At 23.6% G+C, this 26,142-nt stretch carries 27 protein-coding genes and 1 tRNA gene; 27 read left to right on the top strand and 1 reads right to left on the bottom strand.

Annotated elements, in window-relative coordinates; translation table 4 throughout:
- Positions 1–12 precede the first annotated feature (12 nt).
- The 10 genes from AACK89_RS06815 (at position 13) to AACK89_RS06770 (ending at position 9,403) form a co-directional block, all read left to right on the top strand.
- Complete coding sequence (locus AACK89_RS06815; protein WP_338978210.1) at positions 13–1,638, top strand: hypothetical protein; 1,626 nt, start codon at positions 13–15, stop codon at positions 1,636–1,638.
- A gap of 234 nt (positions 1,639–1,872) precedes the next feature.
- Complete coding sequence (locus AACK89_RS06810; protein WP_281749117.1) at positions 1,873–2,334, top strand: hypothetical protein; 462 nt, start codon at positions 1,873–1,875, stop codon at positions 2,332–2,334.
- A gap of 330 nt (positions 2,335–2,664) precedes the next feature.
- Positions 2,665–3,285 (top strand): hypothetical protein, encoded by a 621-nt coding sequence (locus AACK89_RS06805; protein WP_338978208.1) that lies wholly within the window; start codon positions 2,665–2,667, stop codon positions 3,283–3,285.
- A 22-nt stretch (positions 3,286–3,307) separates the two neighbouring features.
- Positions 3,308–4,885, top strand: coding sequence for an AAA family ATPase (locus tag AACK89_RS06800; protein ID WP_338978206.1), 1,578 nt, complete (start codon positions 3,308–3,310; stop codon positions 4,883–4,885).
- A 14-nt stretch (positions 4,886–4,899) separates the two neighbouring features.
- Entirely contained in the window at positions 4,900–6,387 is a 1,488-nt protein-coding gene (locus tag AACK89_RS06795) for a VWA domain-containing protein (RefSeq protein WP_338978204.1), read from the top strand.
- A 122-nt stretch (positions 6,388–6,509) separates the two neighbouring features.
- Complete coding sequence (locus AACK89_RS06790; RefSeq protein WP_338978201.1) at positions 6,510–7,352, top strand: DNA (cytosine-5-)-methyltransferase; 843 nt, start codon at positions 6,510–6,512, stop codon at positions 7,350–7,352.
- On the top strand, positions 7,336–7,626 hold the full coding sequence (locus AACK89_RS06785) for a DNA cytosine methyltransferase (protein ID WP_338979311.1): 291 nt from the start codon (positions 7,336–7,338) through the stop codon (positions 7,624–7,626). The genes AACK89_RS06790 and AACK89_RS06785 overlap by 17 nt, the downstream gene beginning before the upstream one ends.
- A complete protein-coding gene (locus AACK89_RS06780) occupies positions 7,608–8,090 on the top strand; it encodes a hypothetical protein (RefSeq protein ID WP_338978199.1) in 483 nt (160 codons plus the stop codon). The genes AACK89_RS06785 and AACK89_RS06780 overlap by 19 nt, the downstream gene beginning before the upstream one ends.
- A 10-nt stretch (positions 8,091–8,100) precedes the next feature.
- A complete protein-coding gene (locus AACK89_RS06775; RefSeq protein ID WP_338979310.1) occupies positions 8,101–8,580 on the top strand; it encodes an HNH endonuclease in 480 nt (159 codons plus the stop codon).
- Between the two features lie 187 nt (positions 8,581–8,767).
- Positions 8,768–9,403 carry a hypothetical protein gene (locus tag AACK89_RS06770; RefSeq protein WP_281749123.1) on the top strand — a complete coding sequence of 212 codons (636 nt, stop codon included), beginning with the start codon at positions 8,768–8,770 and terminating at the stop codon, positions 9,401–9,403.
- A gap of 99 nt (positions 9,404–9,502) precedes the next feature.
- Here the strand turns inward: AACK89_RS06770 and AACK89_RS06765 are convergent, their stop codons facing one another.
- A complete protein-coding gene (locus AACK89_RS06765) occupies positions 9,503–9,859 on the bottom strand; it encodes an ankyrin repeat domain-containing protein (protein WP_338978197.1) in 357 nt (118 codons plus the stop codon).
- A gap of 422 nt (positions 9,860–10,281) precedes the next feature.
- Between AACK89_RS06765 and AACK89_RS06760 the strand changes: the two genes are divergently transcribed.
- The 17 genes from AACK89_RS06760 (at position 10,282) to AACK89_RS06680 (ending at position 26,124) form a co-directional block, all read left to right on the top strand.
- On the top strand, positions 10,282–10,467 hold the full coding sequence (locus AACK89_RS06760; protein WP_338978195.1) for a hypothetical protein: 186 nt from the start codon (positions 10,282–10,284) through the stop codon (positions 10,465–10,467).
- Positions 10,468–10,587: 120 nt separating this feature from the next.
- Positions 10,588–11,442 carry a hypothetical protein gene (locus AACK89_RS06755; protein WP_338978192.1) on the top strand — a complete coding sequence of 285 codons (855 nt, stop codon included), beginning with the start codon at positions 10,588–10,590 and terminating at the stop codon, positions 11,440–11,442.
- Between the two features lie 457 nt (positions 11,443–11,899).
- The gene (locus tag AACK89_RS06750) at positions 11,900–12,139 is read left to right on the top strand and encodes a hypothetical protein (protein ID WP_338975886.1); all 240 of its coding nucleotides are present in this window, start codon (positions 11,900–11,902) and stop codon (positions 12,137–12,139) included.
- Positions 12,109–12,717, top strand: a complete 609-nt coding sequence (locus AACK89_RS06745; RefSeq protein ID WP_338975887.1) for a hypothetical protein — start codon at positions 12,109–12,111, stop codon at positions 12,715–12,717. The genes AACK89_RS06750 and AACK89_RS06745 overlap by 31 nt, the downstream gene beginning before the upstream one ends.
- A 170-nt stretch (positions 12,718–12,887) precedes the next feature.
- A complete protein-coding gene (locus AACK89_RS06740; RefSeq protein ID WP_338978190.1) occupies positions 12,888–13,199 on the top strand; it encodes a hypothetical protein in 312 nt (103 codons plus the stop codon).
- A 106-nt stretch (positions 13,200–13,305) separates the two neighbouring features.
- The gene (locus tag AACK89_RS06735) at positions 13,306–14,040 is read left to right on the top strand and encodes a hypothetical protein (protein WP_338978187.1); all 735 of its coding nucleotides are present in this window, start codon (positions 13,306–13,308) and stop codon (positions 14,038–14,040) included.
- A 96-nt stretch (positions 14,041–14,136) separates the two neighbouring features.
- Positions 14,137–14,212: transfer RNA gene (locus AACK89_RS06730), tRNA-Phe, on the top strand.
- 132 nt (positions 14,213–14,344) lie between these two features.
- A complete protein-coding gene (nagA, locus tag AACK89_RS06725) occupies positions 14,345–15,538 on the top strand; it encodes an N-acetylglucosamine-6-phosphate deacetylase (protein WP_338978185.1) in 1,194 nt (397 codons plus the stop codon).
- Positions 15,539–15,565: 27 nt separating this feature from the next.
- Positions 15,566–16,321, top strand: a complete 756-nt coding sequence (nagB, locus tag AACK89_RS06720) for a glucosamine-6-phosphate deaminase (protein WP_338978182.1) — start codon at positions 15,566–15,568, stop codon at positions 16,319–16,321.
- Between the two features lie 11 nt (positions 16,322–16,332).
- Complete coding sequence (tpiA, locus tag AACK89_RS06715; RefSeq protein ID WP_338978180.1) at positions 16,333–17,082, top strand: triose-phosphate isomerase; 750 nt, start codon at positions 16,333–16,335, stop codon at positions 17,080–17,082.
- 41 nt (positions 17,083–17,123) lie between these two features.
- Entirely contained in the window at positions 17,124–18,500 is a 1,377-nt protein-coding gene (locus AACK89_RS06710) for a hypothetical protein (protein ID WP_338960988.1), read from the top strand.
- Positions 18,501–18,517: 17 nt separating this feature from the next.
- Positions 18,518–20,053 carry a 2,3-bisphosphoglycerate-independent phosphoglycerate mutase gene (gene gpmI / locus AACK89_RS06705; RefSeq protein WP_338978178.1) on the top strand — a complete coding sequence of 512 codons (1,536 nt, stop codon included), beginning with the start codon at positions 18,518–18,520 and terminating at the stop codon, positions 20,051–20,053.
- Between the two features lie 190 nt (positions 20,054–20,243).
- Positions 20,244–20,513 carry a hypothetical protein gene (locus tag AACK89_RS06700; RefSeq protein WP_338978175.1) on the top strand — a complete coding sequence of 90 codons (270 nt, stop codon included), beginning with the start codon at positions 20,244–20,246 and terminating at the stop codon, positions 20,511–20,513.
- 225 nt (positions 20,514–20,738) lie between these two features.
- Positions 20,739–21,170 carry a hypothetical protein gene (locus AACK89_RS06695; protein WP_338978172.1) on the top strand — a complete coding sequence of 144 codons (432 nt, stop codon included), beginning with the start codon at positions 20,739–20,741 and terminating at the stop codon, positions 21,168–21,170.
- A gap of 28 nt (positions 21,171–21,198) precedes the next feature.
- Positions 21,199–23,541, top strand: a complete 2,343-nt coding sequence (locus AACK89_RS06690) for a hypothetical protein (RefSeq protein WP_338978169.1) — start codon at positions 21,199–21,201, stop codon at positions 23,539–23,541.
- Positions 23,542–23,660: 119 nt separating this feature from the next.
- A complete protein-coding gene (eno, locus tag AACK89_RS06685) occupies positions 23,661–24,965 on the top strand; it encodes a phosphopyruvate hydratase (RefSeq protein ID WP_338978167.1) in 1,305 nt (434 codons plus the stop codon).
- Between the two features lie 106 nt (positions 24,966–25,071).
- A complete protein-coding gene (locus AACK89_RS06680) occupies positions 25,072–26,124 on the top strand; it encodes an ATP-dependent 6-phosphofructokinase (RefSeq protein ID WP_338978165.1) in 1,053 nt (350 codons plus the stop codon).
- Positions 26,125–26,142 lie beyond the last annotated feature (18 nt).

The raw sequence follows: 26,142 nt of genomic DNA, 5'->3' as shown, positions 1-26,142 counted from the left end.
GGTGAATAATATATGGCTAAAAAGAAAGATAATGATGATTGAAGAAAACTAAATAATATTACTAAATACGTTACTGGTAAAGTAGAACCAGTAAAAGTAAAAAAAACTTTTCTGACAATAACTATTTCTTTAATTATGATAATTGGTTTAGCAATTAGTACTTTTTTTATTGCTCTTGCTATGCAGAGTGCTTTTAATATTGGTTATTTTAAACAAAATATTCCAGAAGAATCAATTGTTGTTGATATGAATGATGTTCCAATTGATAGTAGTAATAAAAATTTACGTTTGCCATTTTTTGAAGAAGAATCAAAAAAACAAGTTTTTGATTTATTAATAAAAGAATCTTGATGAGATAGTTTTTTTCCAACTAATATTACTAATTATGATTTCACTTTTTATAAACCTAATAGTAATGATGAATTAGATAAGAGTTTAATTCAAACTGATGGTGTTACTAAATTTGATTTAAAATTAAAGTTACAATCTTCATTTATTGAATTTAAAATACCAGTAATTGCATTAATTAAAAATACTGCTAAATTTTATGAAAAATTTATGATGTTTAATCAATTTGAAGGAAAATTTAGTAAACATATTTCAGGAAAATTTCCAAATGGTAGTGATTATTTGCAAGAACAATGAACACATGGTTATTTACCAACTAATTTTTATTATGCGGATAAAATTGATAATACTGTTGTTTATAAAAAAATCGAAGATGAAATTAATAAATTTATTAATGATTATAAAGAAGAATTTGCTAGTGATACTCATCTTTATCCAATAATATCAACAATTCCTTTAGCAGATATTGATTTTAATGATGTAGCTACTATTGAACCATATTTCGAATTAGTTCATCATCCCGAATTAAATTATGTTGGTAATGCTGTGAATAGTTCCAAAGAATATGTTAATCTTTATTCATATTCTTCAAATTTTCCATTAAAACCTTTTTATATAACATATGTTTCTAATCCAAATGTTGTTTATGATTTCATTGATTTAAAACCAACAAGTATTGAAGAGGTTATTGATTATCTTAAAGTTAATCCTATTGATTTTGTTCCTTTTAGTATGGTACAAGAAGCAGTAGATAGTGATGAATCATTAATAAAATATAGTCCTCCACATGTATTATTGACTAGTGATAATAGTGGTAATCATTTTAAATATAAGGAATTGAGTTATTATTTTGGTTTTTCAAATTCAATAAATAATAGTATTGAAAATATTAATGTTAATGATTATGTTAATATTGGTGATCTAGAAACTTTTTTAGAAAATAAATATTGACAAGAAATGTATCAATTTGCAAAAAATAATTCTACTTTTTTCTTATTAGATTATCCTGATTCGACGGTTGATCCAAATATTAATTGAAATCTTGTTATTAAATCACTTGCTACTTTTAAAGGATATTTTGTTAAAGCTTTAAAGGTGCAAATTAATGAGTTAAGTGCTTTTAGTTTTTTAGATATTGATGGTAATAATTTATCATTAAAGGCAACTGATATTATTAAGACTAATGATATTAAAAAAATTAGATTTCATATTGGAAAAGATTTGATAAGCAGTGACTATGTTCCCAAGCCCCATAGTTTTAATTTTACTTTTAAAGTAAAGTGAATTTAAATACTTAAAAATAAGTGTTGATTTTATGAAAATGGGTTAAATTTTGATAACTATAATTTAATATTCATACTAATTATATAAAATAGTTTTAATTATATAGGTTATTAATTGTAAAATTAATATAAATTTGTTATTATTCTTATGTATAAAAAATATAAATAATATAGTAGTTTTTAACCCATTGTTTGTTGAGATAAAAGCAAATGGGTTTTTATTTTGAAAGGAAAATTATAAATGATATTGCAAAAATATAAAAAATTAAAATTAGCAACCTTATTTTTATTTATTTTAACTATTTTAATTATGGTAATTGGTTTAATGTTAATTGGTTTTTCAAGTTTTGATAAAAGTTTTTTTGAAAATCTTAAATTATATAAAGAAAAAAGACTTATTATAGAAATAACACTAGAAATAACAAATGGATTTAGTTTATTAAATTATATGAGTGTAAATTATATTTTAAATCATTCTGCAGAAAATATATGTTCATCAGTAATTCATAATTATGATGGTTATTATGATTGAGTTCAGTTACAAATTGGAGTTATTTTTTGTATAATTTTAACTCCAATTTTTGGATTTTTTACTATTGCATTAACTTTTTTAATTATTGGTTTAAAAGTAAAAATAAAAAATAATAATTTTTGAGATGCAATCCAAAAATGTGAAATAATTAACAGTTATTATGTTCATTAGGTATTTTGTTTTTAAAATATATTAAGTATTATCTTTAGTGAATCAACAAAATATTTTATTTTATATATTGATTTATAATTTCTTATTTATTTAAAAAATATTTTTAATAATTATTTAATTTTGGATGGTCAAAGTTAAATAATTATTTTTTTGTTTTTTAATTTTGTCATATTATATCTTAAAAAAATAAATTTAAATTTGATAATATGTTTATTTAATAATTTTGTAAAATTAAACGCTTATAATTTTGATTTATATCAGATACTATTATTAAGTTTTAATACCTAAAATAAGTTATAATATAAATAAAAAATAAGGGGTGTTAGATATATGGAAGAAAAAAAAGATGACTTAAAAAATACTCCATTGTCAAATGTTGATAATAGTATTATCAAATCAAATAATGATAATCAATCATTTAAAGATATTGAAGAACAACGTTTTACTACTTATAATCCGTTATTAAGTGATAGTATTAAATTTAAAAGAATGTATTGAAGTTCAAAAATGGAAAATATTGCTCGTATTTTGTTACTTACACTTTCATGTTTTCATTTAATTTTTTCTTATTTTTTAGCTAACAATTTGGTTAATCAAATTTTGAGTAATAAAGGTAGTAACATGAACCCAACTTATATAATTTATATATTTTTAATTATAACTCTGGGATTTAATTTTATATTTTATTTACCAGTAGCGATTGGTCGCACTGCTAGTGCTATGTTTGGATGATCAATTGTTTATATTATTTTAGCAATTGTTTATTTTATAGTTTTAGAAGTATTTTGTACAATTTTGTTAGTGGTTAATGGATTAGTAAATGAAACTGTTTCTGCAGAAGTTCCAATATTTATGATTATTGTTTTATTAATAACTGTTTTATGATTAATTGCTGCTTGTTTATTAATTGTTAAAAGTGATGATGTAAGAAGAGAATTAAGTGTCGAATAAATAATAAGTAAAGGAGAATATAATGAATACAGATAGTTTACTTTCTAAGCGAATTGAACAATTAATTAAAGTAATTAGCGCTGATGTTTATGAAAAAGAAACTGTTTTTAAACTTGCTATTTTGGCGTTATTATCAGGAGAATCAATATTTTTATTAGGATTACCAGGAATTGCTAAATCATTAATTTCACGACGAATTAAATATGCGCTTCATGATGGGCGAAATTTTGAATATTTAATGAATCGTTTTTCTACTCCAGAAGAAATTTTTGGACCAATCTCAATCAAAGATTTATTAAAAGGTAACTATGTAAGAATTATTGATCAATATTTACCTGCTGTTGATATTGCTTTTTTGGATGAAATTTGAAAAGCAGGCCCTTCAATTCAAAATACTTTACTAACTATTATTAATGAAAAAATCTTTCGTAATGGTGGTGTTGATATCAAAGTATCATTAAAACTATTAATTTCAGCTTCCAATGAGTTACCAGAAAGCGGTAAAGGTTTAGAAGCTTTATTTGATCGTTTTATTATTAGAATGATAGTTTATGGTTTAACTAATGAAGAAAATTTTAATGATATGCTAGAAAGTATTACTAGTTTAGAAGTAAAAGTTCCGCTTGAATTACAAATTAAAACATCTGAATATGAAAAGTGATTAAAAGAATTGGAAACTACTGTTACTTTAAGCAAAGAAACATTAAGTTTTATTTCTCGTTTTCGTAAAATTTTAACAGAAGCAACTAATGGTAAAGCTTACATTTCTGATCGAAGATGAAAAAAAATTGCAAAATTAATAAAAGCTTCAGCTTATTATAATGGCAGAACAACTACTGATAAGCCTGATTTATTGATTATTCCTTACTGTATTTGAGATAATGAAGTTCAAGAAAAAGAATATACAAAACTTTTCAATGAAGCATATTGTGAAGATTTAACTTACACATTAAAACAAAATCAGATTGAACTGGAAAGTGAGTTGGAAACATTAAGTAATAATGCCGAAAACATTAAAGATAGTCAAAATCAACCATCTATTTACTCCAATCCATTTTCTGAAGAAATTAAAGGTATATATTATCGTTTATTATGACATAGTGATGAATTTCCAATTTGTTTTATTAGTAGAAAGGATTTTCAGTTATTATTACGACGTAATAAAAAAAGTCATAATATTCAATTATTTTATGGTAAAAGTTTAAGTAAAATGGAAGGTAATCAGAAGTTTGAACTACAATTAAAGAATTCTAGTGAATTAATAAATATTACAAATAATTCTATAATTCAAGTTGAATTAACTAATACTGATAGTAAATCACAATTTGGAAATATTAATAGTCAAATTAAAGATTTAAAGCAACAAATTAATGAATTAAAAGTACATTTTGAACAAGAATATCATCGTTTAAGTAAAACCAATTCTATATTTTTTGATGAACAATTTAAATCACTATTAGAAATGGCATTTTTTGATAAAATTTCACAAATACCTGAGGCAGAAACCGAAAAGACTCTTTCATCAGAATCACTAACTGAAGATTCACCAATAACTATCCCAAATGTTAATGACACTAATAATAATTCTGATGTTAATTAAAATAGGTGATTAGTATGGAAGAATTAATTGAATCCCATGTTTCACAAATTTTAGAAACCAAATTAAAAAAAATGTCTTTATCAGAAACAAATTTAAGTAGTTTTGCTTGATTTAAAAGAAATTTTGCTTGATTAGCTCCGGAATTTGATCAACAAATTAGTCATTTTTATTTAAATGAAGTTTTAGAAAAAAGTAAAAATATTGTTATTAGTCCCATCATTAAAAGAGAATTACGATTATATTTCTGAGTTATGATTAATGGTATTGATAGATTAAAAAATAATTGACAAGAAATTTACACTAGGGCAAAAACTCTTGATTCACTAATGATTAATTATTTTCATTATTTTCAAGAAAAATTTAAGGATCGTAAACTTAATAGTAAATTAACTTTTGATAATTTTACAAGACATTGAGAAAGTTTAATTGTTCAAAGAATTGTAAATTATAAGTTATTTGAAACTATGCAAATGCGTCAAAAGTATTTAACAATGTGAAGTAATAATATTAAAATTATTAATGAAGTAAGGCATATTATTGGTTTTGCTTGAAATTTTTTTGGACGATTTTGAGAAGGAGATTTAAATGATTTTAAAAAAATTAATTTAAATACTATTATACAATATGGTGAAATTTTAAATAAGAATCCAGCTATTATTGAAATTGCTAGACTACTTGGTCGTTGAAAAGGAATTTCAGGTTTAACAGAAAAGCAGATTCATCAAAAAGTACAAATTGAATATGAATTAAAGCCATTAGGAAAATGGCCTGAAGAAATAGTAGGAATTACCGAGGGTAAAGATTTAGAACATTTATTACCATTAGAATTAGTTAATCTTGCTATTCCAGAGTTAAATGCCATTTTTTATAAAAAATTTGTTGAAGAAAAGTTAGCAATTACAGAGTTTGAATCAATGGATTTAGTTGCCACTGAACATCTTGTTGAAGAAGTTGTAGAAGTACCAATTCCCGAAAGTGAAGGCCCTTTTATCTTATGCATTGATACATCTAAATCAATGATTCATAGTCCAGAAATTATTGCAAAATCAATTGCGCTGGCTATTAGTAAAATTGCTTTACAAGAAAAAAGACCGTGCTATATGATTAATTTTTCTGGTAAATTTGAAACTTATGACTTATCTAATTTAGTTTCATCAATTCCCAATCTAATTCATTTTTTAGGTCATAGTTTTAAAGGACATACTAATATTAATCCAGCTATTAGTCATGCTTTAACAATTATGCAATCTAAGACATATCATAATGCAGACTTATTGGTAGTTTCTGATTTTTTATCTGCTAATATTACTAAAAATAATATTAATTTAATGTTACAACTAAAAGCAAAAGCTAATCGTTTTCATGCTATTAATATTGCTTCTTCAACATTACCTAATAATTTTAAAAAATATTTTACTAATTATTGACATTATGATCCTCGTGATCCATTTGCTGCGCGAAAAATTGCATTAAATTTAGCTAAAACTAAAAAAATAAAATAATGCATTTCGTTTAAAAATAATTTTTATATAAAATATAAATATTATAAAAAATAAAAATAAACTAAAATATAAGTTTATTTTGTTATAATTCTTTTTCAATATAAATTAATGGAGGTAAGAATATGAAATTAAAAGTAGCAACCTCTTTTAGTGGTATTGGTTCATTTGAACAAGCGCTTAAAAAAATGGATATTGAACATGAAATATTATTTGCTTGTGATAATGATAAATATGTTAAAGAAACATACTTTGCAAATTATAAAATAAATGATAATCAATGATATGATGATGTATATAATATTGATGGTAGTAAGTTTAAAAATAAAGTTGATATATTTGTAGGTGGTTCTCCATGTCAAAGTTTTAGTTCGATTGGTTTTCAAAAAGGGTTGGAAGATACTAGAGGTTTATTAATTTTTGAATTTATTAGACTTGTAAATGAAATAAAACCCAAAGTTTTTATTTTTGAAAATGTTAAAGGGTTACTAACAAATAATAAAGGTCAGACTTGAAAAATAATTGAACAAAAATTTAAAGAAACGGGTTATAATATTTACTATAAACTTTTAAATGCTAAAGATTATGGTATTCCACAAAGTAGAAATCGACTTTTTGTTGTTGGATTTTTAAATGAAACTGATTTTAAATTTCCAAAACCTATTGAATTAAAATATAAAATGAGTGATTTTTTAGAAAAAGTATTTTTAGATGAACAAGAAATATCAGAAAAAGCTAAAAAATACGTTTTAAATGAAGAAAGAATGAAAAAGAAGATAACACAAGTTAATGGTGAAATAATGCTTTGTCAAGTTAGAAATCAACAGTCAAATTTTATTGGTGATTTTGTTTCAGAAGGGTATATTAAAAAATTTATTTTGTCAGAAAAGTTACAAAATACAGTTTTAAAAAAAGGTAAGGCAAATCCTCAAATAGCAAAAACAATCTTAATTAAGTTCTTCTTTTAAATATCATTATGCAAGTACTGACAATTATGTTAATTATGATACTGATAGGATAAGAAGATTAACGCCAAAGGAGTGTTTAAGATTAATGGGTTTTCCTGATTCTTTTAAAATAGTAGTTTCTAATACTCAGATTTATAGACAATCTGGTAATACTATTGTAGTAAATGTTTTTGAACATTTATTAAAAGAAATATTATTGTCATTAGAAAATTCTAACATTGATACTTCTATAAAAGAAAAAAAAGGAAATAAATCATGGGAAATATCGTTATAAGTAGTAATGATATCATATTAAATAAGGTAATTACTTTATCTAATGAATATGTTTGTGCTAATAATAAACATAAAATTTCTAGAACTAATGGTCAAGCTAAAATAAAATTTTCAGAAAATCAATTTTTAGAAATATTTGGTAAAGAGATTAAGGGAAATATTTATTTTTCATTACACAATTTAGAAAATTTTATTGAATCTTTAAGAATTAGATGAGTAACAATTTTAAAAACTAGTCATGATTTTAAAAGTCCTGATATTAAAAAAATTAACGAAATGATTAATATGTTTTATAGTAAATATAATAGTATGTTATTAGAAAATGATAATTTTAATGAAGAGTATATTATGACCACATTTAGTAAAAATAGATATGTCTTAGAAATTCCTATTTTTAGTAAAATAATATTTTATATTGCAATACCTTTTGAAACTTTTTTAGAAATAAAAAAAAACGAAAGATAATCACGTTTTTATTTCATTTGGTTTAGATTTTTCTTTAATAAAGAATAGTATTTTATTTAAACAACAAAATGAACTAAGGAAAAATTCAAATAAAAGAATAGTAACAGCAAGAAAAGGTCAAGATGAATTAAGAAAAAAAATAATTAAAAAATACAGTGTATGTCAAATCACAGAATTGGAATATAATGAATTATTAATAGCATTACATATAAAACCTTGGGTTTTTTCTGAAGAGAAAGAAAAAATAGATTTAAATAATGTTTTATTACTTAGTGCTATATTTGATAAACTTTTTGATCGCGGATTAATTACATTTGATATTAATGGCTATATTATATTTTCTGATTTATTACCAAATAATGATGTGTATAAGCTTAAAAAAATTATTAAAAATAAACAGTTAAGATTTAATAATGAACAAAAAGAATATATAAAATATCATAGGGAAAAAATATTTAGGTATATTAATGGATTTTTATTATTAGGCTAAATATATTTGTTAGAACTTTTTTATGTTATGAATTTTAATAGGGATTTGTTTATAATTTTTTTATGATAAATTTAGCTAAAACTAAAAATAAATCTTAATCTTAATTTTTGATAGTTATTTTTTTGCTTTAATAATGATAAAATATTATTAGAGGGAAAAAATAAACTCATAATGAGAGATGGATAATATGAAAAAAAATAATTTAATTTTAAGTAAAACATTAGTTATTATTAGTGTTTTAACAGTAACAATTAGTTTATCAATTTTTCCATTATTTAATTGGGGTGTTCCATTAAAAAACAATATTGCTATTATTATTACTTTAATCGTTAATAAAGAACCAATCACTAGTAGTTTTTATAAACAATTAATGACTAGTGATAGTATAGTTTCTTTATATACTTTTGGAACATTATTGATTTTTAATTTAACTTATTTAATACCATTAATTTTTATTAAAAAACCTTTTTCAAGATCAGTTTTTGCTATACACATGTTATTAATAACCTTAGTATTGATACTTTTTGTATTAGTACTTTTTAATTACTTTAATATTAGAAATTTTCAAACTATTCCTTTTAAAGATTTATGAACAATTCCTTGAGCAGGTATTGGTTTAAGTTTACTTACTATTTTTTGATATGGCTTAAAAAATTTATGAGTTAATCCTCCACAATTATCAAAAAAAACTAATGATTATAGTAAAAACAAAAAAGAAGAAATTAAAAGTGATGATTTACCATCATATGAAGATTTACAATTGCAATTAAAAACGTTAAAAAAACAATTAAAAGAAGTTAGAAATATTAAAACTAAGAAATAATAAAAGTTATTTTAGACTTTTAATTAGATCATTAGCAAACTTTGTTTTTTGATATTTGTTGTTCGTTGATTACTAGAGTTAGGTGAATTTATTTCATTTTTACTTGAGTTTAAAATTCATGATTGCAAATATTCTTTCACTTCTAGATTCTCAAAAATTATCTATACATTCAATTTTAGCACCATTTTCTATTAGAAACTTAACTCCCTCTATATTATTATTATCAGCAATTAGGATTAGGACAGTTTTACCATTTTGATTTGTATGATTAATATCAGCGTTATTTTCTACTAAAAATTTAACTATATTTAAATATCCTTTTTTGGCGGCTTTTAATGGAGTATTACCACTAGTATTTTTATCTGGATAAGAAGTCACTTTACCGGTAAGTTTTTTACAAATGGAATATTTAAAGTTTCTATAATTGACATTGGCGCCATTTTTTACTAATTTCATAGTTTTTTTAAATTACCTTCTTCAATAGCAATCATTAATTTCTCATTTTTAGTCATATCTTTTAATGCTCCTTTTTTTAGTAATTTAATAAAAATCCTATTATAGAAATATCTATAATAGGAATAAACAATTATTAAATTAATAAAATTATAATTTATTTTTTTAATCTATCAATTAATATGCTTTTTTGTATTTTTAAGGTTTTGAATATTTAATTAAAAATAATTTAAAGAATATAAATAAATGATTATAAAATAAGTATTTTGTATAGTTTGATTTTAATTATTATTTTATAGTAGTGTATTATCAATAGTAATTATAATATTTGCAAAATTAGCCTTTTAATAGATTTATTTATTAATAAGGTTTTTTAATATTATAATTTATATTTTAAATTAACATTATTATGAGGAGAAATTTTAATGCCAAGATTAGAACATTTAGAAAAAGAAAGAATAAACAAATTTCTTATTTTACTAAAAAATAGTGATGAAATAAAGATTTTTTTTAATGATTATAAAGAAATCATATTAAATGGTGAATGTCAATATATGAATTTTTTTTATGATTTAGATGAATTTTTAAAAAATAAAGAAAAAATTAGATAACAATTAAGAACAGAAACAGTTCCTGATAATAAAAAAATAAAAAAATTAAATTCTATTTTTTTAAAAAAGGAAAATAATAAAAAAATGTTTTTAATAAAAAACTTAGAAAAGAAAGCAAATATGTTGGAAGAAATACATAATATTTTATTAGAACTACGTGATAATGCACCAAAACGGGAAATGGAACATATTATTTATTTAAAAATATTGTTATTATATTTTAATGATACTACTATAGAAGGCAAAACGTTAGATTTTTCTGAATATGAACAATGAGCAAAGATATTTATTGAATTTGCTAATATAAGAATGAATGAACTTGAAGGAATTGATTTAGAAAATATTAAAATAATAACTGATGCAGTACAAACTTTATTTTTAGATGTATTTCGTGATGAAACTTTTCAAAGAAAATATAATTTAAATATTGAAAAAGAAAAGTCTAAATTAGAAATAGAAGATGTAATATCTTTTAATCTTTTTAATGATGCACTTGAAATTATAAATACTAAAATATTTAAAACATATATGGAACAATTACCTATTTTTACCAAAAAAATACCAAAATATATTAGAGAAATATCAATTATTAAAAAATACGATATACTGGTTGATTATAAATTGTTTCTTCTTAAAAGAAATGAAATAAGAGAGACTATTGATACAGTCACAAAGATATCAAAAGAATTACTTGAAAGAAATGAACAATATAAAAATAAAATTAAAAAGAAAGAAAATAAAAATAATACTTTTTCTTTATCAAAAATGGAAGTTGAATTAGTAGCAATAGAAGAAATAATTAATACACTTAAATTAATTGAAGAATATAAACATTTTAAATTTATTTTTGCAATTCGTGGTATATGAAATCTTATTTTAATTTTATATTTAAAAGAAACAAATCATAATAAAGAAATAAAAAATGAAGAATTTCAAAAATGAATAGATAACTTTATTAAAGTATGTAAAAACTAGAGATTTTATATTACAGAACGCGAGAAATTTAAAAATTTAAGTAATTTTATTGAAATTCTTCAAAATTTTAAAAAAAATATTGTTACAAATAAAGAATTTCAAGAAGAAGTGGCAATCACAGTTATTAATGAAAAAGATTTTCCTGAAAATATAAGTTTGATTAATAATACCTCTAGTGTAGTAACAAATTTAGAAAATAGACCATTTAATATGTAAAGTTTATTTTTTTATTTTAACAAAATATATTGTATAAAATAGAAATAAATTATGATTTTAATAATAATTTTCCCTTTACAAATGATTATAATAGGTGTATTATTTTTAGGAATTATATATTTGTAAAATTAAGCCCGTTAATAAATTAAATTTATTAGTGTGGCTTTTTATTATTTTTATATAATTCATTAGCAAACAATATTAATTAAAAACAAATTAAATATGTTAAGGAGAAATTTAAGTGTCAGAGTTAGATTTTTTATTTAATGAAGAAAAAGTAGAACAATTTATTAAAGAAGCAAAAAAAGATGAACAAATGAAAAAATATAATAAATCTTTTAATGATTTAAATGAAATTTTAAAACAATATTATAGTTGTTTAGATAGATATAATGCTTTTATAAATTCAAACAATAATAGAGAATTAAATTTAAAAAATAAAATCAGAAAATGATTTTTGTCAAAAAATATTCAATTTTAAAAACAAAAAGAAGTTTAGCAGAAAAAAAATTACGATTTGCTGAACATAATATTTATTGGAAAATATTATCCTTATATTTTGATGATAATTCTTTAAATGGTAAAAGATTATATTTTTATGAATATAAACAATGAGCAAATATATTTATTGAATTTGCTAATATAAAAATGAATGAATTACAAGGATTTGATTTAGAAAATATTAAAATAATAACTAATACAGTACAAACTTTATTTTTAGATGTATTTCGTGATGAAACTTTTCAAAACAAACATGAATTGGAAGTTATAGAAGTAAAAAATTTAATGGAAAAATTTATTTATGAAACAATTAATAGTAAAGAAATATTAAGTTTTCAAGTAGCATTTGCCAGTTATAAATTAGTTAATGAACAATATAATAATCTAAAAGATAATCAAGAATTGGTTTTAAAAGAAATTGATTTAAAAATAAAAGTTATTACAGATAAAATAGAAAAAAATAATATGAAATTACGAAAAATAAAAAACATATGATTTTATAAGATTTGAAAATGTAGACAGTTAAAAAAAGTAACAAAAATTGAGAAATTAAATTAGGTGAAAAGATTGCAGAAAAAGAATTTTTTTTTAAAAAATTTAAAGATCTTTATACTAAATCACTAGATAAGTCAGCACTTAAAAAAGCAGAATTGGATTTATCTTCTAAACTATTAGCATTTTATTTAGAACAAAAAAAATCTAAAAATTTAAAGTTTTCTGAATACGAAGTGTGAAAAGTCGAATTTGTTGCTACATGTGAAAAAGTAATTAAAAATCTTGGATTTAATAGTTTAAAAGTAGAGTTAATTAGTAATTTTGCAGTAACTTTATTTAAAGATGTTTTAAAAAATATTGAACTTCAAAAAAAATACGAAATTAAAGTTATTAATGATGATAAATCATTATCATCTCAATTAGATTCTGATACATGTCTTGTTTCTGAAAGCTGCATTAGTGAGTGAAGTGATAGTTTCGGTGAAAGTATTAATATTGATATGGATATTGACTTTCATTCTCCTAAACAAACAGTTGTAGCATAAGTTATTAATAAAATAAATTATTAAAATTATAGATATTGAATTTATTTATAAAACATAAATAAATTATCGGATTAAATAGTGGGTTATAAGAGATATATTTGAACTAATGGAAAGAATAATTAAAATGGATATTAAACTTATAAACAAATGAGAAGTAATAATTAAATTAATAATATATTCACAAGCAATAAAAGAATATCAAGAGTATTTTAATATTTTACAAGAATTAGAAAAAGAACGTATAACTAGATTAGAAGATCTTGAAAATAAAAAACAAGAAATAATAGAAAAAATAAATAATAAACAATTAGTAATTCCGATTATTACTGCATTATTAAATTGTTGAAGAAGAAATAAAATTCAAGATTTTGATTTTTTGATTAAAAAATTGAAAGTTAAAACTCCTCATAATAATATGAGAAAAGTATGACGTAATGTTTGAAAAGAAATATTAACTTATTATTGTGATGGTGATTTAACTAAGACAATTAATTCCGAAGAGTTTAAAGAATGACAGGATAAATTTATTGAAAATTGTGAATCATTAATTGAAAAATGAAAAGGTAAAGAAAAATATAAATTGATATTAGATACTTGTAAAAAATTATGTGAGATTGTCAAAAGTTTAGTAAATGATGTATGTAGTGATCATGAATTTCAAAGAAGTGAATCATTAAATATTATTGGTAATAATATATTTTTACAAGCAAATATTGCTAAAGAAAATGAGTCTACTGATTTATTAAATAATAATTGAAAAGAAGAAATTAGAAGAGACTCAAATCACTTAATGCCAAAAACTGAAAAACCTTGTTGAAGAAGATATGTAATTAGAAGATAATTAGCAAAAAAATAAATATATATTTAAATAAATTAAAAAATAAGTTTTAACCCCTTGTTATTTTTTACTTTTATATGCTATTATTGTATAGGTAACGGCTCGGTAGCTCAGTTGGTAGAGCATTCGCCTGAAGAGCGAAGTGTCAGTGGTTCGAATCCGCTTCGAGCCACCATTATTTAAAATATAGGCAATTAAGCCTTTTTTTTAATTATTTTTCTTAGATTTAGGTTTAAGTTAAAATTTTAGGTATAATAGTGTCATTAGCAATTTTAAACAATTAATAATTCTAGAAAGAAGGGTATTAGTGTCTAAAATTTTAGTTTTAAATAATGCGAAAATAATTAGCATTAAGAAAATAATAAATAATGGTTTTTTAGTAATTAAAGATAATTTAATTTTCCAAATTAATGAAGGAAAGTATAATTATGAATTTCAAGATGCTCAGGTTATTGATTGTCATAATCAAACAATAATACCTGGTTTTATTGATTTACATGTACATGGAGGTTATGGCTATAGTTTAATGGATGGTACCATTGAATCAATTAATAATTTTGCAAAATTAGTTCCAAAAGAGGGAGTAACAAAGTTTTGTTATGCAACAGTTACTGCCAGCAAAAAAGAAATTGATAATGTTCTTTCAGTATTTGCTAAGTATATGAAAACAGAAAATAAAGGTAACAAGGCACGAATTATTGGTGCATATTTAGAAGGACCTTTTATCTCAGAATTACAAAAAGGAGCACATACTCCGTCATTACTTCATGTTCCTGATCTTAATTTAGTAAAATCTTGAAATATAATTAGTAACAAAAATTTAAAATTTATTGTTTATGCTCCTGAGATAGATCCTAATTTAAATAATAAAAATTCAAATTTTATTTCTTCATTAATTAAAAATAACATTATTCCTAGTGTTGGTCATAGTAATGCTACTTTTAAAGAAATAACTAAAACTGTTGAATATGGTTTAACGCATATTACCCATCTTTATAATGCAATGAGCCCCTATAATCATCGTGATCCTGGTGTTGTTCCGGCATCATTATATTATGATCAATTAGTTACTGAGTTAATTTGTGATGGAATTCATGTTGATATTGATATTTTAGCAATAACATATAAAATTAAAGGTGCCGATGGAATTTGTATGATTACTGATGCCATGAGTGCGAAAGGACAGCCTGATGGTAAGTATTTATTGGGACCATTACTTGTCATTAAAAGTAATAATAAGGTTACTGTTGAAGCAACCGGAAAATTAGCAGGCAGCATTGCAACAATGATTGCTGGTTTTAAAAATTTATTAAAAATTACTAATAATAATTGACAAGATTGCATCAAAATGGCTTCTTATAATAGTGCTAAACAAGTAGGAATTGCAAATAAAACGGGTGATATTGTTATTGGTAAATTAGCAGATATTATTGTATTAACTAAGAATAATGATATTTTTTTAACAATATGTGAAGGAAAAATTGCATATCAGCAAGAATAAGTAAGTAATGTAAGGGGTTTTTAAATTATGAAATTAATTATTTTAAAAGATAAAACTGAGGTTGCTCAATTATTAAGTAAAATTATTATTGATATTATTAAAGTTAAACCAAATGCTATTTTAGGATTGGCAACGGGAAGTAGTCCAATTGAAACATATGATTTATTAATAGCAGATGCAAAAAATAACAAAAGAGATTGATCAAAAGTCGTAACATTTAATTTAGATGAATATGTTGGTTTAACTCCAGATCATGTAAAAAGTTATCGTTATTTTATGAATCATCAATTATTTAATCATATTAAAAGTCTTAATTTAAAAAATACGTATGTTCCTAAAGGTATTGGTGATTTAGACCAAAATGTGGAAGAGTATGAAAAATTATTAAAAGAAAAAGGACCAATTGATTTACAAATATTGGGCTTAGGTACTAATGGTCATATTGCTTTTAATGAACCAGGTACTCTTGCAAGTAGTAAAACACATGTTGTTAATTTAACTAAAGAAACAATTGAAGCTAATAAAAGATTTTTTTCTAAAGTTGAAGATGTACCAACCAAAGCTGTTACGATGGGTATTCATACTATTTTACAAGCTAAATTGATTGTTTTAATTGCTACAGGAACTAATAAAGCACAAGCTATTCGAGAGTTAGTTGAAGGTAAAGTTTCTCCAAATTATCCATGTACTTTTTTACAAAATCATGATGATGTTACAATTATTATTGATGAAGAAGCAGCAACATTATTAAAGCCAACTATATCAAAAAAAAAATTAACTTAAAGGAGAAACAAATGGAACGTAAAAAGATTATTATTGGAAATTGAAAAATGTATAAAAATATAGAAGAAACTCAATTTTTTTTAAATGAATTTAATAAATTATTAAAAACTAAAACTATTAAATATGATTATGGAATAGCAGCTAGTTTTACTAATTTACCTTTATTAAAAATGAATAAAACTTCTGCTTTAATTATTGCAGCTCAAAATTGTCATTATGAAACCGAAGGTGCATATACTGGTGAAATTTCAATTAAGATGCTAAAAGATATGATGGTTAGTCATGTTATTATTGGTCATTCTGAACGCAGAATGTATTTTAATGAAGTAGATAAAACAATAAATAAAAAATTACATTCACTATTTAATGCTAATATTATACCAATTTTATGTTGTGGTGAAACTTTAAACCAATATGAAAATAAAAAGACTAATGAAGTAATTAAAAATCAAATTAAGTTAGCATTAAAAAATATTAAAGCAGAAAATATTGCTAAGTTAGTAATTGCCTATGAGCCAATATGAGCAATTGGTACTGGTAAAACAGCAACAGCTCAACAAGCTCAAACGGTTTGTAAAATGATTCGTGAATTTATTAGTGAATTATATAATAAAAATGTTGCAGAACAAGTACGTATTCAGTATGGTGGTTCAGTAAAACCCGATAATATTAAATTAATACTTTCTGAACCTGACATTGATGGTGCATTAGTTGGAGGTGCTTCATTAGTACCACAATCTTTTTTTGATTTACTAATTTAACTCTATTTAAATTACTAATAAAAATAAGGAGTTAACTAAACATGGAATTATCAAAGATACAAATTAAAAGTATGTGAACAAAACTAACAAAAAAAATTAAACATCGTGCCTTTCCGGCAACCACTTTTGTCAATGCTTTTAGGAATAAGTCAGAAATTTTAGCATTGTTTAGTAAAAATGGTGAAGACACTAATCAATTAGAACAAATTGGCTTTATTATTTGTACTAAAACTATTTTTGCTTCTAGTAGTGATAGTATTGTTAGTGACAAAGGTATTATTACTAATGAATATTTTACTGGTGAAGTAATTGATGTTAATAATACTCTTATTCCTAATACTTATATTCATTTAGTTAAAGTTAATAGTGGACCAATCGTTATTAACGATATTCCATTATATTTAACCATCAATGAAAGTCATCATCAATCATTAGTTAATAATAAAATTGGTGCTAAATTATTTACAAATAGTTTGATGAAACAATTAAATTATAAAACTTCTAATTTTAGTTCTATTTCTATTACTGAACAAAATTTTATTGTTGTTCTTAATAATTTAAAGATAAATAGAAAACAAATATTGCAAAGTGAATGTATCATTAATTCTTTATTAGAACAAAAATTATCATTAGAACAGTTAATTTTATTGCAAAATAAAAAAGAATATAGTTATTTAAAAAAATTTAATGAAGTTGAATTACAAGAAATTATTAATTTGCAAAAAATAGCAGTTGTTGCTATTAAAACTAATAAAGATCAGCGAAAAATAACATTAATAGCAGGTAATAAACAACGAATTGAAAACTTTTTTATTAATGCTAAAAAACCAATCATTATTGCTATTAATGCTATTAATAAAAAAATTAGAGCAATTAATCAGCCTGAAAATATTCAACCAATAGCACCGATAACTAATATTACTAATTATCAAGATTTATGACAATTACAAAAAATTCATAAAGAACTATTGAAGTCATTTTCAAAATGGCGGATAGTATCTCAAGATATATTAGAAAATTTATCGCAGACTTTTGCTTATGGTTATTATTCAGAAGTCATTGATAATTTGAAAATTACTCATTATTCTTTTAATAATGATTTATTAGATTATAATTTAATGGAAATTAAAGGACACAATTTATTAGCTAATAGTAGTAATACTATTTTATTTCTTTCTAATAATATTAGTGATAATCCTAGTATGGTTATTTTATTAAGTGAAGATTTAAAATCAATTTGTGATTTAAAAACAATAATTACTAAAATTACTAAAAAGCAATCTATTAAAATAGTCTTTAAAAAAGATATTGTTATTTTGAGTACTGTTCATTATCAATGTATTACTGATTTTATTACTAAAATGATTACTATTTTTAAATCTGATAATTTTAAACATCAGTTGCAAGTTATTAAATAAAATATGAGGTGAAATTTATGAAAACAAAACAACCAATATTACTATGTATTTTAGATGGTTTTGGTATTGCAAAATCTAGTGCAACTAATGCCATTAGTTCTGCAACAAAACCTAATTTGGATTATTTATTAAAAACTTATCCGCATACTGAAGTTTCAGCTTCTGGCCTTGCAGTTGGTTTACCAGAAGGACAAATGGGCAACTCTGAAGTTGGACATTTACAAATTGGTGCCGGTAGAGTAATTTATCAGTCATTAACATTAATTAATAAGTCAATAAATGATAAAACATTTTTTAAAAATGAAACAATATTGTCAGCAATTAATCATGCCAAAAAGAATAATAGTAATTTTCATATTATTGGTTTACTAAGTGATGGTGGAGTACATGCTCATATTAATCATATTTTGGCATTATTAGAAATTGCTAAACAACAAAATTTTAAGAATGTTTATGTTCATGCTATTTTAGATGGTCGTGATACAAAAGCTGATATTTCTAAAATTTATATTGAACAGTTATTAAAAACTATGAAACAATTAGGTGTTGGTATGCTTGCTACTATTTCAGGAAGATATTATGCTATGGATCGCGATAAACGTTGAGATCGTTTAAAAATAGCATATGATGTAATAGTTAATCATGAAGGCGCTTCATTTATTGATCCTATTGCTTATGTTAATGCAGAATATAGTGCTGGTCGTAATGATGAATTTATTATGCCTGCTTATAATTCTGAAATTAATAATGGCAATATTACTAATAACGATAGCATTATTTTTGCTAATTTTCGTCCTGATCGTGCAATTCAATTAGCATCAGCATTAACAAATAATAAATATGATTTTAATATTAGTATGAAAATACCAACATTAAAAAATACTTTTTTTATTTCAATGATGGAATATGCTAAAAGTGTTAAACCACAAGGTGTTATTTTTCCACCTATATCAATGCTTGATGCTTTAGGGGAATGATTAAGTAAAAATCAATATCATCAATTACGAATTGCTGAAACTGAAAAATATGCACACGTAACTTATTTTTTTGATGGTAGTGTTGATGTTGAATATCCACTATCAACAAGAATTTTAATTCCTTCACCAAAAGTAGCAACTTATGACTTAAAACCAGAAATGAGTGCTCGCGAAATTACTACTCGTTTAGAAAGTGAAATTTCTAAAAACATATATGATGTTATGGTTTTAAATTTTGCTAATCCAGATATGGTTGGTCATACTGGTGTTTTAAATGCTGCCATTGATGCGATTGATGTTATTGATGAATGTCTTGGAAAATTGTATCAAGCAATAAAAAAAGTGAATGGTATTTTAATGATTACTGCTGATCATGGTAATGCTGAAATCATGATTGATAAAGAGGGTAATCCTAATAAAAAACATACATCGCAACCAGTACCATTTATTATTTGTAAAACAGGATTAAAATTAAAATCAGGTGGTTGCTTAGCAAATATTGCTCCAACGCTATTAGACGTTTTGGGTTTAGTTAAACCAACTGTTATGACAAGTGAGTCTTTAATTATTAAATAAAAATATATTGATTTTTTCTTTTTATTGATAAGTGCTTGTTTTAAGAATATAAAAGTATTAAAATATAGGCATATGAATTAAATATAGTGTTTCCCCTTTTATTTTTTTTAAATAAATATAAGGGGTTTATTATATTTAGCTTTTATATTTTGGAAATTTATACATTTATTAAAAATTATGGAGGTAGAGTATGCCATTATCAGAGACAGTAGAATATCGAGAACTTAATGATTTTCTACAAAAATCATTAAGTTCTAAAAAAGATGAATCATCACCCAATATAACTTTAAATAGTTTGGAAGTTAAGATTGATGATATAAAAACACAATTGGATAGTAGTTTAAAAGAATATATTATTGAACTTGTATATGTAGATGAAAAGGGACGTTTAGTAAAAAAAACTAATGATGAAAACGTTAGTATTATTCAACAACCACCTTTAGTAATTAATAGTGATTAATTACAACAACTAGTAATAGTAAAAGAAAAATTAGATAGTTCTCTAGTACATTTATATCGAACTAAAAAAGAAAATGATAAGATTATTCTTGAATATTTAGGTAAAAAAGAATTACCAGAATTATTATTAAAAACTGAATCAGAATCCAATAATTTAAATAATGAAGAATATAAAGAAGAGTTAGATGATCTTAATGTTAATATTATAAAAAGATCTGAAGAGCCTATGAAATTATCATTTGCTGAAAATGGAACGTGTTATTTGTTTATTGATAATAAAAACAAAACAATTGTTCCTGTAGATGTAAATGATGCTAAGGAATTTAAAAACTTTGTAGCCAAAAAATGTCCTCGTAATGGTAGTATAAATATTGAAGTTGATAAAAATGGAAAGATTTTGTTTGCATATATTATTGATAACCAGACTCATAAGAGGAAAGATATAAAAATTGCTGAAAAATTAATTGATACTTTTGAAAGAGTAATTAGTACAGCCTCTTCTTTACATTCACAACATTCACAAAATAATTCTGTTGCACCTAAAAAAGAAGTACAAAGTAATAATTCTTTTCCTGCAAAGGAAGTTAATGGTACTGAACCACCATCAAAACCAGTAGAACAAAGTGTTAAGTCAGTTTTATCTATACCAACACCATAAATGTAATAATTAAAGGAGAAAAATAAAAATGCCACTAATGAAAAATTTTAAATGATTTACAAACATTATGAGAAATATATATCAATCAGAAATAAGTGATGTTGAAGATATTGCTATTGAAGTAGAGGATGACCTATATTCAAAAAAGAATACACTTAATATTTTAAAGAATTCTTCTTTCAAGATTAATCCATTAAAAGTAAAAAAAATAGTTAGTTTAAATCAAGATGGAAAATTTGTTGTTGATAGTGGTTCATTAGTTAATACTATATTTATTAGTGATGAATCATTAACTCAAAATGATCAAAGTTTATTTAAAAAAGACCAATTAGTTTTCGTTGAAGATGAAACTGACAATACTAAAATTAAAATATATAAAATTTTATTTGATGAATCTGAAGGTGAAATAAGACCTGAATTAGGATTATTAGGAAGTATAAAATTATCAGAATTTAATGGAATTTTTATAAATTCTGGACTGTTTAAAGAAAATGATGTTTTAATTAATCAAAAGATTAATAATTTATTAGATGCTCAACAGTTGCGAAATCCATTTGAACAACCAAACCCAGTTTGAGATGTGGAACACTATAAAATTAATGATTATTCTTCAAATAGTACAATGATTGAAAATTTTAAAAAACATTTAAACTTAGTGAATGTTGAAAAAGACTATTTTATTTATCGTCAAGGAAATGAAATTTTTATTAAAAATGTTACTGATCCAAATGATACTTTTATAATCTCAACAACTGCTCAAAATATTACTGATAATGATATTTTTTATTTAAATAAAAAGATTAACGAAAATGGAGAAACTTTTTGAGAAACCTATAAAATAACAAAAAAACCTGTTCTAGGATGGTTATATGATAATGTAAAATATCAAGCATATGAATTTAATCCTTTAACCGACCAGCAATTTGATGATTTAAAAGCATTAAGTATTCCTCCACAATTAGGATTTACTATAGAACCCACAATTAATAATGGATTAGCATCTCTTCTTAAAGAAGAGCAACAAGAAATTGATTTAGTTGCTATGCGTTTTTTAGTAAATGCACCAGAAGTGTTACCAGAAGATTTACCTGAACCTTTACAGATTGCAAATAATATCTCTGAAACATTGCAAAATAATAGCATAGAAGGTTTGTATAGTTTAGTAATAGAAGATGGTAAAATAAAAATATCAGATGCTAAATCAGATCCAGAAAATGTAATTTTTGAACAAGAACTTTCTCAAGAAAATAAAAATATATGAAATAATGATATAGAAGTTGCTGGTAAGTATCAAAAAGTATACTTTGCGAAAAACCCAAGTAATAATTTAGTAGAAAAATGAGTAGTTATTGCTGATCAAAATCAACTACAATGTATTGGAACAATTTCTTTATCGGAATTAAGAAAAAGTTTTGCAAATAATAATTTATTTCCTGATGGATTAAAGGGTATTCACTGTGGAGAAAATGGAGCACAAGTTAAAGTGGCAAGAACTGCTGCTGAACAGGTAATATCACCAAAACCATCAGCTACAAAATTATCTCCAGTTATCGTTAAAAATGTTATTAATTTAAAATGAGATGATAGTAGAAAATTATGAGATTTAAATATAACAACTGATGAGCAAACATTGGATAAAAAATTAAAATTAGAAAAAAATGAAAATGATATTTTGAATAATTTAATAGAACAAAATAAAAAAGCAAATACTGTTATTTTATTTAATAAGTGTGATGGTAAATTTTTAAGAGCATATTATTTTGATGAAAATAATAAGAAAGTAAATTGCTCTAATAAGTTAAGTGATGAAGATAAAGAACAACTTAGTACCATAAATCAAAAAGCAAAAGCAAGAGTATTAGAAGCAAGAACAGTAACACCAATACTTGATTTAAAATCAAACTTATTTTTAAAAAATACTAAAACTTTTAATTTTAATATTTTTAATGGAAAATGTTATGTTTTATGTAATGATGAACTTGGAATTCCATTAAAAGCAGAAGTGAAACTTAGTCCTGAACAAATTCGTGCATTATCATATTTAGCTAAAAATGAAGTTGATTTTTCTTTAACTTTTGATAAAAATGATAATTTTAAAAGTATAAGTTATACCTTTTATAGAGATGAAGTAAAACAAAATGTAACTATTAATAGGAAAGATTTATCTGATAGTAATAATTTTAATCAAAAAAGGATTGAAACTGATGAATTAATGGAAACAATAGTTACTGCTCTTAATAATCCTGAAAGTTTAATACCAGAAGATGATGGAGTAACTCCAAAACCATGAAATAGTGATACTGCTGCTAAAGTTAATGGAGCATCATTACCAAGTAGTACAACTCAACATCCACAACAACAACAAATGTAATTAAATCATCATTATTTTAGAAGCACAAATAAAAAATATTTGTGCTTTTTTGATTCTAAACAATATTTTTTTCTGTATAATAATTAGTGAAATATTAAAGAAAGAAGGAATTAACAAATATGTCTTGCATTATTGATATTAGAGCACTACAAGTAATAGACTCAAGAGGAAATCCAACTATTCAAGTTGAATGTTGAACTGAAGATGGTGGATACGGGCTTGCTTTAGTGCCATCAGGTGCTTCAACAGGTACTAGAGAAGCTTTAGAACTACGAGACAAAGATACTAAAGTTTATGGTGGACTTGGTGTTATGAAAGCCATTAAAAATATTAATGAAAATATTGCCGAAGCTATTATTGGTTTGGAAGTTACTAATCAAAGATTAATTGATCAAACAATGATTAAGTTAGATGGAACAGAAAATAAAACAAAATTAGGTGCCAATGCTATTTTAGGGGTATCATTAGCAGTTGCTAAAGCTGCCGCTGATGAATTATATGTGCCCTTATATACATACTTAGGTGGTACTAATGCTTGTCAGTTGCCAGTCCCAATGTTAAATGTAATTAATGGTGGTGCTCATGCTGATAATAATATTGACTTTCAAGAATTTTTAATAATGCCAGTTGGTGCTAAAACATTTTCAAAGGCAATCCAAATGGCTGCCGAAACTTTTCATGCTTTAAAAAGTATTTTAAAAGGTAAGGGTTTAGTTACTGCAGTTGGTGATGAAGGTGGTTTTGCTCCTAATTTAAAATCAACCGAAGAAGCATTAGATTTAATTGTTGAAGCTATTAAAAAAGCGGGTTATACTCCAAATAAAGATATAAAAATTGCTATGGACTGTGCATCATCAGAGATTTATAAAAATGGTAAATATGTTTTTGGTAATAAAGATGGTAAAAGTAAAAATACTGAAAAATTATTAACTTCAGCGCAACTAGTAGATTATTTAGTTGATTTAACTAAAAAATATCCAATTATTTCAATTGAAGATGGTTTGGCTGAAGGTGATTGAGAAGGATTTAAATTATTATTAGAAAAATCAGAAGGTAAATTCCAAGTTGTTGGTGATGATTTATTCGTTACTAATCCAAAAATTATTAAAGAAGGAATTATTAAAAACGTTGCTAATTCAGTATTAATTAAATTAAATCAAATTGGAACATTAACTGAAACTATGGAAGCTATTGAAATGTGTCAAAAAGCTGGGTGAACGGCAGTAGTATCTCATCGTTCTGGGGAAACTGAAGATACAACGATTGCTGACTTAGCAGTAGCTTTTAATACTGGACAAATTAAAACAGGTTCAATGTCAAGAACTGATCGTGTTGCAAAATACAATCGTTTATTAACAATTGAAGCTGATTTAGCAGATCAAGCTAAATTTTTAGGTAACGATGTATTTTATAATATTAATTAATTAAAATCATATTTTATGGTTAAATTTACTGATATCCTTTTTAATTTTAAACAAATTATAATAATTATCACTAAAATAATGTAATTAGAAGAGAGGATGACTAAATATGCAAGAATTAAATAAAAGAAGAATTGGAATCTTAACTTCTGGTGGTGATTCACCAGGTATGAATAATGTTATTAATGCAGTATATAAGACTTTTCGTGGTATAAATCATGAAAATAGTAAAATTGCTACTGCTGATAAAAGACCATTTGAATTAGTTTTAATAAAAAATGGTTATAAAGGAATAATGACAAATGACATTCATGTTATTGATAACAATTGAGCAAATTTAATTGATCTAGGGACTGAGATGGGGGGAACAATCATTGGGTCTGCTCGTTTTAGAGAATTTGAGCAAGAAGAAACTCGTAAAAAATGTATTGAAATTTTAAAATCTAAAAAAATTGAAGGTTTAATTGCTATTGGTGGTGATGGCACATATAATGGTTTGCAAAAATTAAGTAATGAAGCAGCTATTCAATGTGTGGGTATTCCAGGTACTATTGATAATGATATTAGTTCAAGTGAGTTTACTATTGGTTTTGATACCGCTCTTAATACAATTGTTGAAAATCTTGATAAAATTCGTCAAACCGCTAATTCTCATGGAAGAATTATGATTGTTGAAGTAATGGGTCGTAATTGTGGTGACCTTGCTCTTCATAGTGCTGCTGCTGCAAATTGTGATTTAGTTGCAACTAAAGATTTAGAAATTGGAGAACAGTCATTGATTGATATTATTAAACAGTTGTACACTAAAAAACAACGTCGTTCATTAGTAATAGTAGTAACTGAACGTCAATATGATGTTAATAAAATAGCTAAAATCATTGAAAAAGATACTGATTGTGAAACAAGAGCAGTAATATTGGGTCAAATTCAACGTGGGGGAACACCAAGTGCATTTGATCGTTATTTAGCAACAATGATGGGTATTTTTGCTGCCGAAAGATTTGCAAATAGTAATAAATCTAGTATTTGTATTGGATTACAAGATAATAAATTAGTAGCTATTGAAATTCAAGATGCATTAAACACACCTTCAATAAATAAAAATAACGTTGCTAATAAAATTTTACGTTTGTCAGGAGTTATTTTTAAAAAAAATACTTAATAAAAAGAGGTGAATAAT

The organism is Spiroplasma endosymbiont of Panzeria rudis, from assembly GCF_964019705.1.
Taxonomy (GTDB): Bacteria; Bacillota_I; Bacilli_A; order Mycoplasmatales; family VBWQ01; genus Spiroplasma_E; species Spiroplasma_E ixodetis_A.
Note: the sequence above shows the minus strand (reverse complement) of the source record. Positions and strands in the feature narration are given on the sequence as shown.